Consider the following 11,375-nt stretch of genomic DNA (forward strand, 5'->3'; position numbering starts at 1 on the left):
ACTTTGCATAGGAGCCAATGTAGAAGTGGATGCCCAGGGCACCAACTCGCGTGGGACAATACCGCGCGATTATGACGACGGCAGATCGTGACCGAATCTCCGGCGAGGAGGAAGTATCCGACTCAAAACGGTATCAGACCGTCCACCGGGTACGGAGCCGGATTGCTGAATTAGAAACAGATGTGGAGGTGCTTGAGGAGCATCATCCAGAGCTGTTAGAGGAATTGAGAGAAGTGGTTTGTAATGAGTACGAATAGGCAACACGTAGCGACGTATCTCACGGAGCAACAGCATCAACAGTGGAAGCGTCGGGCCGAGGCTATGGACATGAGCCTAAGCGAATACATCCAGGCCATGACCGAAGCCGGTCACAAGAAATTCGAGGCAACGGTGGACCGTGACGAATCCGCCGATGAATTGCGGCAACAGCGGAACGATCTGAAAGAGGAGTTATCCCATGCACGGGACCGGATTGAGTCCCTGGAAGAGCAGCTATATCAATCCGAACGCCGGGAGATTGTGGACTATATTGAAGCCAACCCCGGCGCGGATATTGATGCTGTAATCCGCCATGTGATTGATACGGTGCCAGGGAGAGTCAACCAGCACATTGAGGAGTTGGAAGGCACCGAGATAGCCGTTCGTGACGGTGGGTTCCACCCGATTGAGGGAGAATCATGAGCCGTGGCTTGTCGGCTAACCCGAACGACCGGATGGGGGTATTCAAATCACTATCCGAAGTGCCCCAGCGATACCGTCTTGAGCAGAGTGCAACGGCCTTTGACGGGCGGGATGCATGGCAAGAGTATCTGGATGCCTCGCTGTATGAACGCTATCCAGATGCCTCACAGCAATTCTATGAGGGCGTAGACCGGGCGGGCCGGCGGTGGAAGGAATACATGGATTCACGGGGGCGACACCATGCCCTCGCAACGCCGGCCGACGTAGAACAGTGGTGTGAGGATCTTCACTCCAATGCGTCACTGCATACGGTGTGCCATGAGTATTGGATTCGCATTGAGGGCTTCTATACCTGGATGCAGGGCCACACCGACTATCCGCACGTTTACCACCCGTTCTGGATGGCCGTGACGGAGTATCCCCTCTCCCGAGAGATTTGGAATATGAAACTGTCCGGCGGCAACCGAAAAGGAGGGACATGGGATGAGTGAGACACCCAGCGATACCGATGCACAGCGGGAAGCGTTAGCAGCCGCGTTCGGGCAAGAGACGGACCCACTTGCCGAATACGCCGGCACCTTCGAGCGGATGGATATTGACCCGTTCGAGATCTTCATTGACGAAGTAATCCGCACGCGAGATATTGCGGATAACACGCTGGCCCACTACGAAGCCATGTTTCGGCATTGGGAGCAGCACATGGACCGAATGGGTCGGCATCCGGCGTGCCCGAATGAGTCTCACGTCAAGCAATTCGCTCGGTATGAGCTAGAGGAGAAAGACAACCACCCTGATACCGTCAAGGAGAAACTTCGGAAGTTGGCCTCTGTCTATGAGTATTGGCAGGCCGACCCGACGTTTCCCCACCCGGAGGATTACAACCCGGTGGAGTTGGCCCGGTCAAAGACCAACTTCGAGGCTCCCAAAGAGAAAGAAGTGCGCCGGATTCCGCGTGAGGAGTTGCGAGAGGTCATCCAGGGTGTGACCCACGTTCGGGACCGGGCGATTATCGTTCTGCAACTCAAGCTGGGGCTTCGGGCATCCGAGTTGGCTAACATACGGCTTTCAGAAATCGCTCTCGGCAACAGTGAGGCCAACGACCACTATACGGAGTTAGGTACGCACCGGATGCTCGAAGGCCGTCAGAACGTTGTGTATATCCCGTGCGACCGTGAGGGCAACAAGTCGCGCCGGCCGCGCGTTCTCCCGCTGGATGACGAAACCCGGCGGGTGCTGCTCCGGTATTTACTGATTCGGCCGGATACGGGAGCGGCCAATCTGTTCCTCTCGAAAGACCACAACGAACCGATGGGGAAGAAGGCCGTCAACCGGGTTTGGAAACAAGCCTTCCACCCGGAGTATGCAGAGACGGAGCAGTATCGCTCGGTCACAAGCCACTATGGCCGGCACTACTTCACCACTTTCTGGACGGTCGAAGAGGAGGCCAACCGGGAGTTGGTGAAGTATATGCGCGGGGACACAACCTCACGGAAGGCCGACGACGGCCCGCCGGGTGCGATTGAGACGTATATTCACACCTACTTCGAGGATATTGAGGATCTGTATCGGGAGAATATCTTCAAGTTGCGGGTGTGACGCTTACGATTCCAGCATATCGTGGGCGTCTTGATAGTGCCTGATTACGGCATCGGCAACGGTTTCGTCCGATTCTATGTCCACCACTTCCCCACACTCATTGCAGGGAAACTCGGTGTAACTCATGTCGGGTTCGGCCATAGATGAGTGTCCGGGGACAGTCTGTTAATAGACTCTCGCTTCTGTTCCAGTTCATCGAGCCGACCACGACGGTCTCGCCGTCGATGACGACCCCCTTCGCGTGGACCTTGCCGTAGCGCCCTCGTGGCTCCGCCAGTTTCGCTTCCAGGTCGAGCCCCTCCCCCGCGGCGCGTTCGTCGAGCGCGCGGACGACGGCCCGGTTCTCCTCGCGGGCGTACCACGCACCGTTGAGAAGGACCCGGACTCGGACGCCACGCCGGGCGGCACGCACGAGCGCACGGACGAACGGCTGGTCGGGGCTGCCGGCGGTGGCCTGCAGCACCCGGATGGACTCGTCGGCCGCGTCGATACGGTGCACGACTGCACGCTCGGCGTTGTCGGGCGCGACCAGCACCTCGACGCGGTCCACCGAAACCGACTGCGCGTGGAACCGCGTCGGGTACGAGGCGTTCGCTGGGCTCGATGGCTCGAACGACCCGTCCCGTGGTCGCACTTCCGGCCAGGGCCGTGCACCGCGTGCCCCGAAATCTGCCCGGAACGTCTCGGCCAGTGCGGCTGCCGTCTCCGCGTCGCGCGTGACGATGCCCCAGCCCCGCGAGCCGTTGCCGCCCGTCCCCGCCGGTTTCCAGTTCTCCGTCAGGACGACCGCCCGGTCGTCCGCCACGGCGTACTTCGGGTGGTGGAAGTCGTATCGGGCGCGCGGTCCCCCGACGAGCCGTACCTCGACGCCCGCGGCCCGCAGGCGATCCAGCGCGTGGGCCTCGGCGCGCGATACCCCACCCACGGGCGCCCCGTCGACCAGCACTCGCACGCGGACGCCGCGTCGGGTGGCCGCAACCAGTTCGCGCACCACGCGCTCCGAGGTGAGCGTGTAGCCCGCGAGGAGGACACGGTCGTCGGCGGCGCGCAGTGTTGCCACTGGCGGCTCCGGCGAATCTGGCAGGACGAACGCCGTCGCCGGACCGCCGTCGGTCGTCCGGACCGAGAACCGTGTCGCGCCGATTGGGCGGAATGTCCCGGTCCCGGGCCGGTACGCCTCGCCCTCCGGGGCGTCCCGATAGGTGACCGAATCGACCACGACGCCGTCGACGAGTAGCCTGAGTTCTTCCCCGCCGTTCGCGAGCGCCGGGAGGTCGACGGCGACGACGGTTCCGGGGTCGGATGTGCTGTTGCCGGTCCGGTTCGCCACGGCCTCCGGAGCGGCGGTGAGGGTCACGCGGCCACCGACCGTCCGGTTCGGGAGCACGAGCCGGTCTTCCCCGTCGTCCAGCGTGAACCGACCGAGGTTCGTCCCTGGCGGCACCGAGAGCGTGACCGCCTCCCCGCGGTCCTCGGCTGCGACGGGGTTCGGGACGACGCGAACAATCTCGGCTCCGGCGTCGGCGCCGCCGCCGCCCGCCACCGGCCAGGCGAACGTGGCGGCGGCCGCTACGAGGGTGAGTACGGTCGCTACGGCGAGGACTCCCCGGAGTACCCGCGTGGACGACGGAGCCGACTGTGGGTACCGCACAGGGACGGTGGTCCCGGCACCCTACTTGAATCTGCGCGACGGGTACGTCGTGGACCCCGTACAGAAATAGAGAGCTGGCGAGTTCGTGGAGGTGATTCTCGGAATCGTAGTGAAGCGTTCCCGTCTACGCCTTCTGCTTCTCCTTCCCGAGTGCGTCGGCGGCCCGTTCGGCCTCGTCCTGCACGATGAACGAGCGGTCGTCGGCGTAGGCGGCGGCCGACTCCAGCGCACGCTCCGTACCGATGCGGTTGAGCGCCCAGACGGCGGCAGCACGGACCGAATCGTCGTCGTCCTCGGTGATGCGGTTGGCGAGCGGGTCGATGGCACGGGTATCGCCGATCATCCCCAGTGCGCGGGCGGCGCGGGCGCGGACCTCGGGGTCCTCGGCGACCAGCCGGTCGGCCACGTCCTGGGTCGCCTGCTCGCTGCCGATCTCGCCGAGCGCCCGGAGGACCGTCCGCTGCAGCGGCGGGTTGGACTCGTCCTGGATGTACTCGACCAGCGTCTCGACCGCGCGGTCGTCGGCTATCTTCCCCAGCACCTCGATGGCCGGGCGGTCGCGCTTCTGTGCACGCTCCATCATCGCGTCGTAGGCCTCCTCGGGGCCCATCCGGCGGAAGGCCTCGATGCAGTTCTCCTCCATGAACTCGCTGGTGAGGTACTCCAGCGCCATGAGGATGCGCTCGGGGTCGTTCTCCTGCTCGGCGATGCGGACGACGCTGAGCTCCGGGGGGAAGTCCTTCCGGTTCTCGGAGGTGAGGCGGTCGTAGAAGCCCTCAGCCTCCATCTTCTGCCGAACCGAGAGGTCGTCCCACGTCTCGGCGTCGTCGACACCGGCCTCCAGCCCGTCGGCGGCCTCGACCAGTGCGGCGAGCGTCTCGGCGTCCTCGTCGGCGTCGAGGCCCGCCCCCTGGATAGCCTCGGCCGCGTGGTCGAGCGCCTCTGAGGCGTCGGCAGGCGTCTCGCCCGCGTCCGTGTCCGCGGACAGGTCCTCCTCCGCTAGCGCAGCCAGGAACGCAGCCACCGCGTCGACGGCCTCGGTCTCGCCGCGTTCGGTCCACTCGGCGTCGCTCAGGGTCCCCTGTACCGACTCGACGACTGCGACCACGTCCTCGGCGTAGGGACCGCGGGCTTCCTCGATGCCGTCCCTGAGCTCCTCGACGCGGGCCTCCAGCTCGGCGCGGGGGTCCTCAGCGTCCTCGTCGTCCTCGTCCGGTTCGGGGAGGTCGGCGGCCTCAAGGGTCGTAGCCACGTCGTCGAGGTCTGCCGCCACGGCGTCGAGGTCGACCTCCGTCTCGGCGGCCTCCAGCGCCTCGGCCACCTCGTCGAGCTGTTCGTCCAGTTCGTCCGCGCCCACGTCGACCGCGAGCGCCTCCTCCTCGGCTTCCTCGTCGGTCTCGGCATCCTCGCTCTCGGTGTCCGCGGACGCGTCGGGCGTCTCCTCGCCCTCTTCGTCCGGGCTGTCGTTCTCGAACTCGAACTCCTCTTCCTCGGCCGACTCGGCCTCGTCCGGGGAGTCCTCGGGGTCGTCGGGCGCGTCCTCGTCGCTCATGGGGGTGAGTTGTTCCATTCGCGCCAAAGGCGTTTCCGTTCGCTTCCCGGGTGACACTCAGGGCTCGCGCCAGTAGAAGCGCGGCGACAGCACGAGGTACGCGAGCGCCGCGAGCAGGAGGCTACGGGGGAACACACCCCCGAACGCGCCCGGGAACAGTACCGCGAGCGCCTGCAGTCCCCCGAGCACCAGCGCGTCGCGGGCGAACAGCTCGGGGTACGTGACCGGCGCGAGCATCAGGTAGACGAACAGGCCGGTCGCGCCTAGCAGGACCGCCGCGACAGAGGTGCCCAGTGTCGCCGCGAGCGGGCCGAGGCCGGCGAGGTAGCCGGCGGCGAGGATGGTGCCGGCGAGCGTCGTCTGGACGCCCTCGGTCGTCGCGCCGTCGACGTCCTCGGCGGTGTAGAGACCGAGCCGGAGGACGGCGGCGGCGACGAACAGTGCCGGAAGCAGGAGCGTCGCCGCGCCCGCTCCGTCGAGGGACACCCCCCACTCCGCCCGTGCGACGGCGAAGACGAACACGGCCGGCGCGACCGCGAAGGAGGCCACGTCCGCCAGCGAGTCGAGGACCTTCCCCACGTCGGTCCCGCCGTAGTGACGGGCGAGGACGCCGTCGAGGCCGTCCGCGATGGCGGCCAGAAGGAGGAGACGTGCTGCCAGCGCCGGGTCGGCCGTGGCGACCGCGGCGGCGGTGAAGCCCAGCGCCGCGTTGGCCACGGTCACCACGTCGGCGGGACCGATACGGCCGACGAAGCGGGGCTGGACGCGCATACTCTCGGCGTCGGCACTCGCGCTCTTAGTCGGTTCGCTCTCCGGTCGCTCGGCCACGCCGCGTGCCCCCGCTCGGGCCGCCCTGTTCCCGTTTCCGGCTGACGGTGGGTTTTAGCGGCTGGCCGCACTCGACTCGGCTATGGTGTTCCGGCTGGTGCTGGGCTGTGGCTCCGTCGGTCGGGATCTCGTGACCTCGATATCGGGAACCGGCGACCTGCTGGTCCTCGCCGACGAGGAGTCCCGGGTTGACTCGCTCCGGGAGGGGGGCGTCACCGCCGAGGTCGCCGACCCGACGAACGCGGATGCCATCCGTGCCCGTGCCGGCCGGGTCGACAGTATCATCGTCGGGGGGCCACGGGCCGCTCGCAACCGGGAGATGGCCCTCGCCGCGAGGGAGGCCTACCCCGACGCCTTCCTCCTGGCCTACACAGGGGTTGACCCAACGCCCGGGGACCGCGAGGCACTCGCCGCCCTCGCCGACCGGACGGTCGACCTCGGGGGGTCGGTCGCAGAGGCGCTGCTCGAACGCGTGGGCGACGCCGGCTACCGACTGCGGCGGCTCAATCGCGTTCTCAACGCCATCGACGGACGGCTCGCGGTTGTCATGCACGACAACCCGGACCCGGACGCTATCGCGTCGGCGGTGGCGCTCCGGATGCTCGCCGAACGGGCCGGAACCGAGGCCGACGCCTGCTACTACGGCGATATCACCCACCAGGAGAACCGGGCCCTGGTCAACCTGCTGGAGTTCGACCTCGTCGAACTGGACCCGGCGGCGGACCCTCGAGAGAGGTACGGCGGCTTCGCCCTGGTCGACCACTCCCGCCCGGGGGTCAACGACCAGCTCCCCGTCGACACGCCCGTCGATATCGTCATCGACCATCATCCGCCGCGGGGGCCGGTGGAGGCCTCGTTCGTCGACCTCCGGAGCGACGTGGGTGCGACCAGTACCCTGCTCACGGGCTACCTCGAGGGGTTCACCGTCGAGCCGACGGCGGCCGTCGCGACGGGGCTCCTGTTCGGTATCCGGGTCGATACCATGGACTTCTCGCGGGAGGTCTCCATCGAGGACTTCCGGGCCGCGGCCACCCTCGTGCCATACGCTGACGCCGACACGCTCGACCGCATCGAGTCGCCGTCCGTGAGCGTGGAGACGCTCGAGTGCATCGGCCGCGCCATCCGGAAGCGGGAGGTCCACGGCGAGGTGGTCGTCTCCTGCATCGGCCGGACCGGTGACCGCGACGCGCTCGCACAGGCCGCCGACACGCTGCTCGACCTCGAGGGGGTCTCCGTCACCTTCGTCTACGGCTACACCGACGACATGGTGTACGCCTCCGCGCGGGCGCGTGGGACCGACCTCGACCTCGGCCAGGCGCTTCGGGACGCATTCGGGCAGATCGGCAGCGCAGGTGGCCACGCCGACATGGCCGGCGCCCAGCTTCCCGTCGGCGCGCTGGCGGTCCGCTTCGGCGAGGACGAGGCCGAGGGCGTCGACCACGACCCCGAGGACGACCTCCGGGAGGCCATCGACGCGCGCTTCCTGGAGGCACTCGACATCACGCCGGACCTCGCGGCGACCACGGTCTACGGACAGGGCAACTCCATTGGGGCCGATTCCCCCCGTCTCGGCACCGGGCTGTCGGGGACCACCCGGGGGGACCGGACCGCCGACGGCGAGTCGCCCTCCGACCACGGGAGCGCCCCGGACGACGACGAGGCACGGGTGGACGGGGAAGGGCACGGCGGGGAGGGAGATGCCTGACCGGCTGCCCGGTCGTCGACCGTCGGTGCCATGCCGCTGGGGGAGCGCTTTTGCTTGCGCGTCCCCCACGACCAGGCAATGGTAGACCGCGTTGACGAGAAACCCCAGGTCCGGGACTACATGACGCGGGACGTCGAGACGGTGTCGCCCGACGAGACGGTCGGGGTGGTGGCACGACGGATGGCCGAGACCGATGGCCACGGCGGGTTCCCCGTCTGTGACGGCCGCCGGGTCGAGGGGTTCGTCGCCGCGCGGGACCTCCTTCTCGCCGAGGATACCGAGCCGATATTCAAAGTGATGACCCGGGACCTCGTCGTCGCGCACCCGGATATGGAGATAACCGACGTGGGGCGCGTCATCCTCCGCTCCGGTATCCAGCGGCTCCCCGTCGTGGACGACGCGGGCAACCTCGTCGGCATCATCTCGAACGCGGATGTCATCCGCTCGCACATCGAACGCGCCACGCCCGGGAAGGTGGACAAGCTCATGCAGACCCTCCAGAACATCCACGATGTCGGTGCCTCGGAGGAGCGGCGCACGGTGGAACTCGCCGACCTCCGCCCGACCCAGTCGAAGGTGTACTCGGACGAACTGGAGGGGCGGAGCTACGAGCTGGAGAACGGCCTCGCCGAGCCCCTCGTCGTCATCGACAACGTCGGCGAACTCCTGCTCGCCGACGGGCACCACCGCGTCAAGGCCGCTCACAAGCTCGGCATCGAGGAGATGGACGCCTACGTCATCGTGCTCGACGAACGGGTCCAGCTGGGGATGGCCGAGACCGCCGAGAAGGAGGACCTCCACGCTATCGACGACATCCAGGAGGTCGACTACGCCCACCATCCGCTCGTCGAGACGACCCACCGCCTGCAGGAGGGCGAACGGTAGGCCCCGGCGGCCTTTTGCTCGTGCCGCCCCAAGACGTGGCAGTGACTGATTCGACGGACGGTGACGCGACGGATGCGGGACGCTTCCGGGACGGCACCGCCGCGCCCGCCGTCGCGGTCCGGGGCCTCCGCAAGACGTACGGGAGCGGCGACGACGGTGTTGTCGCGGTCGCTGACGCCTCGTTCACGGTCGAGCGGGGCGAGGTCGTCGGGCTGCTCGGCCCGAACGGGGCTGGCAAGACGACGACGCTGAAGGCTGCGCTCGGCCTCCTCGTTCCGACCGAGGGGCGCTGCGAGGTGTTCGGTACCGACGTCCACGAGGAGACGGCCGCCGCGTACCGTCACGTCGGCGCGATGCTGGAGGGAGCCCGCAACATCTACTGGCGACTCACGCCCCGCGAGAACCTCTCCTTCTTCGCGTCCCTGCAGGGAATCGACCCCCGGACGCGACGGGAGGACCACGACCGGCTCCTCGAGTCGCTCGGCCTGCTGGACCGCGCGGACGACGCGGTCAACGATTTCTCCCGCGGCATGAAGGGGAAGGTGGCGCTGGCCGCGACGCTCGCACGTGAGACGCCCGTCGTCTTCCTCGACGAACCGACCCTGGGGCTGGACGTGGAGGCGACCCGCGACCTCCGGACGCGCATCCGTCGGCTCGCCGAGGAGGAGGGGCGAACGGTGCTGCTGTCGAGCCACGATATGGACACGGTGCAGGCGGTCTGTGACCGTGCCGTCGTGATGAACGAGGGACGTGTCGTCGCGGACGACGCCGTCGAGAACCTCGTCGGCCTGTTCCGAACCCGGGAGTACGAGGTGACGGTCGCCGGGACGCTGGAAGGGGCCCGGAGGACGCTCGAGAGCGAGTTCGACGCCGACGGGTTCCTCGAGACACCCGACGGGACCCGGTTCACCGCGACGGTCCCGGAGGGCCGGTTCTACGACCTCGTCGACGGGCTCCGGGACGCGGAGGTCGAGGTGGTCGCCGTCTCGACCCGGGAGACCGACCTCGAGGAGGCGTTCCTCCGGCTCACGCGCCGCGACGGGCGGGCGGACACGAGCGACGATGGCCGGACGGAGGTGCGTGCGGAGTGAGCGTGGACGACGACGGGCGGCCGGACGACGGGGCCGTCGCGCCCGAGACACGCTCGGCGACCACGCGCGATGGCCGCGCGAGCCTCACGGAGTCGTACGTCCTCGCGCGGGCGGTCGCGTACAAGTCGCTCATCCTCCGTGTCAGGTACGCGTTCAACACGGTGACGAACCTGTTCACCATCTACGTCTTCTTCGCGCTGCTGTTCTTCGGCGGCCGGGCCGTCGCGCCACAGGCCATCACGAACTCGCTGACAGGTATCATCGTCGGGTTCTTCCTCCTGCTGATGGCGACGGTCGCGTACTCGGACCTGTCGTGGGAACTCGTCCGCGAGGCCCAGTGGGGGACGCTCGAACAGCTCTACATGTCCCCGCTGGGCTTCCGTCGCGTCGTCTTCCTGAAGACGGCCGTCAATATCCTCGTCGCGTTCGCGTTCGGGGTCGTCCTGCTCGGCCTGATGTTGCTCACCACCGGCAAGGGTCTCGCGCTCGACCCGCTGACGGTCGTGCCACTGGGAATCCTGGCGCTGGGCCCTGCGGTCGGCGTGGGATACGTGCTGGGGGGACTGGCGCTCCTGTTCAAGCGCGTCGAGAACGTGTTCCAGATCGTCCAGTTCAGCTTCGTTGGGCTGGTGGCGGCGCCGGTCGACGCCTACCCGCTGTTGAAGCTGTTGCCGCTCGCGCTCGGCGCGGACCTCCTCCGGAGCGCGATGGGCGAGGGACTACGGCTGTGGCAACTGCCGGCCACCGACCTCGCGCTGCTGGTGGTCGAGGCGGTCGTCTACGTCGCCGTCGGGCACGTCGTCTTCGGGTGGCTCGCCCGCCGGGCACGCGCCGGTGGCAAACTGGGGAAGTACTGACCAGCCCCGGAACCGTTTCGCACTCGCTCGACACTACGAACTCGGCCGGTCGTCCGTGTAGAGGACATCGAGGCAGTCCTTCACGAAGCCGGAGAGCCGACCGCCGACGGCGTGGTCCGTCGAGATGCCGACTGCAGAGCCGTCGGGAAGCAACAGGTGGACGACCACCGCCTCCCCGAAGACATGCACCGACGCGTGCAGCGGGCCGAATTCGGGGTCGTTCTCGGTCGGCGCGCGAGCCGCCTGCTCGGCCTCGTAGAGGCGGTTGATGCGCTCGACGCGCGAGTGAACTGCTGTTTCGGAGATATCTCTGCGGGCGAAATGAAGCGTCACCCCCGACCCGTCGTAGACCACACAACTCCGGAGGCTGTCGCCGAAGCGGCTCCGCAGGTACTCGACGAGTGCTCCCACGTCGGTGGGGTGGCCACCAGCGTCACCGTCGCCGCTTGGAGGCATGGGTTTCGGTGACACTCCACGCGCTTGAATCCCCGGACGACCGGCACCGAAGCCGACCGCCTGCACGCCAACC

The 11,375-nt window shown here is 67.5% G+C and carries 12 protein-coding genes; 8 read left to right on the forward strand and 4 right to left on the reverse strand.

The window, feature by feature from the left end:
* Nucleotides 1-71 precede the first annotated feature (71 nt).
* Genes NL115_RS16745 through NL115_RS16760 form a run of 4 tightly spaced genes read left to right on the forward strand, consistent with a single transcriptional unit; the run spans nucleotide 72 to nucleotide 2,277 of the window.
* A complete protein-coding gene (locus NL115_RS16745; RefSeq protein ID WP_254830472.1) occupies nucleotides 72-257 on the forward strand; it encodes a hypothetical protein in 186 nt (61 codons plus the stop codon).
* Nucleotides 244-681, forward strand: a complete 438-nt coding sequence (locus tag NL115_RS16750) for a hypothetical protein (protein WP_254830473.1) — start codon at nucleotides 244-246, stop codon at nucleotides 679-681. The genes NL115_RS16745 and NL115_RS16750 overlap by 14 nt, the downstream gene beginning before the upstream one ends.
* Nucleotides 678-1,172 carry a hypothetical protein gene (locus tag NL115_RS16755; RefSeq protein WP_254830474.1) on the forward strand — a complete coding sequence of 165 codons (495 nt, stop codon included), beginning with the start codon at nucleotides 678-680 and terminating at the stop codon, nucleotides 1,170-1,172. The genes NL115_RS16750 and NL115_RS16755 overlap by 4 nt, the downstream gene beginning before the upstream one ends.
* A complete protein-coding gene (locus tag NL115_RS16760; protein WP_254830475.1) occupies nucleotides 1,165-2,277 on the forward strand; it encodes a tyrosine-type recombinase/integrase in 1,113 nt (370 codons plus the stop codon). The genes NL115_RS16755 and NL115_RS16760 overlap by 8 nt, the downstream gene beginning before the upstream one ends.
* Nucleotides 2,278-2,374: 97 nt before the next feature.
* Here NL115_RS16760 and NL115_RS16765 read toward each other — a convergent pair whose 3' ends face one another.
* The 3 genes from NL115_RS16765 to NL115_RS16775 form a co-directional block, all read right to left on the reverse strand.
* Entirely contained in the window at nucleotides 2,375-3,928 is a 1,554-nt protein-coding gene (locus tag NL115_RS16765; protein WP_254830476.1) for a phospholipase D-like domain-containing protein, read from the reverse strand.
* Between the two features lie 124 nt (nucleotides 3,929-4,052).
* Nucleotides 4,053-5,480, reverse strand: coding sequence for a HEAT repeat domain-containing protein (locus NL115_RS16770; protein ID WP_254830477.1), 1,428 nt, complete (start codon nucleotides 5,478-5,480; stop codon nucleotides 4,053-4,055).
* 57 nt (nucleotides 5,481-5,537) lie between these two features.
* Nucleotides 5,538-6,251, reverse strand: a complete 714-nt coding sequence (locus tag NL115_RS16775; protein WP_254830478.1) for a protein sorting system archaetidylserine synthase — start codon at nucleotides 6,249-6,251, stop codon at nucleotides 5,538-5,540.
* A 139-nt stretch (nucleotides 6,252-6,390) separates the two neighbouring features.
* Here NL115_RS16775 and NL115_RS16780 point away from each other — a divergent pair, with 139 nt between their 5' ends.
* The 4 genes from NL115_RS16780 (at nucleotide 6,391) to NL115_RS16795 (ending at nucleotide 10,846) form a co-directional block, all read left to right on the forward strand.
* Nucleotides 6,391-8,013, forward strand: coding sequence for a DHH family phosphoesterase (locus NL115_RS16780; protein ID WP_254830479.1), 1,623 nt, complete (start codon nucleotides 6,391-6,393; stop codon nucleotides 8,011-8,013).
* A gap of 78 nt (nucleotides 8,014-8,091) precedes the next feature.
* Nucleotides 8,092-8,898 carry a CBS pair associated ParBc domain-containing protein gene (locus tag NL115_RS16785; RefSeq protein WP_254830480.1) on the forward strand — a complete coding sequence of 269 codons (807 nt, stop codon included), beginning with the start codon at nucleotides 8,092-8,094 and terminating at the stop codon, nucleotides 8,896-8,898.
* 41 nt (nucleotides 8,899-8,939) lie between these two features.
* Nucleotides 8,940-9,989 (forward strand): ABC transporter ATP-binding protein, encoded by a 1,050-nt coding sequence (locus tag NL115_RS16790; RefSeq protein WP_254830481.1) that lies wholly within the window; start codon nucleotides 8,940-8,942, stop codon nucleotides 9,987-9,989.
* Nucleotides 9,986-10,846, forward strand: a complete 861-nt coding sequence (locus tag NL115_RS16795; protein WP_254830482.1) for an ABC transporter permease — start codon at nucleotides 9,986-9,988, stop codon at nucleotides 10,844-10,846. The genes NL115_RS16790 and NL115_RS16795 overlap by 4 nt, the downstream gene beginning before the upstream one ends.
* A gap of 33 nt (nucleotides 10,847-10,879) precedes the next feature.
* On the opposite strand, the gene NL115_RS16800 is transcribed toward NL115_RS16795, so the two are convergent.
* Entirely contained in the window at nucleotides 10,880-11,302 is a 423-nt protein-coding gene (locus tag NL115_RS16800) for a DUF7522 family protein (protein ID WP_254830483.1), read from the reverse strand.
* Nucleotides 11,303-11,375: the final 73 nt, after the last annotated feature.

The sequence above is a fragment of the Haloglomus salinum genome (assembly GCF_024298825.1).
GTDB lineage: Archaea > Halobacteriota > Halobacteria > Halobacteriales > Haloarculaceae > Haloglomus > Haloglomus salinum.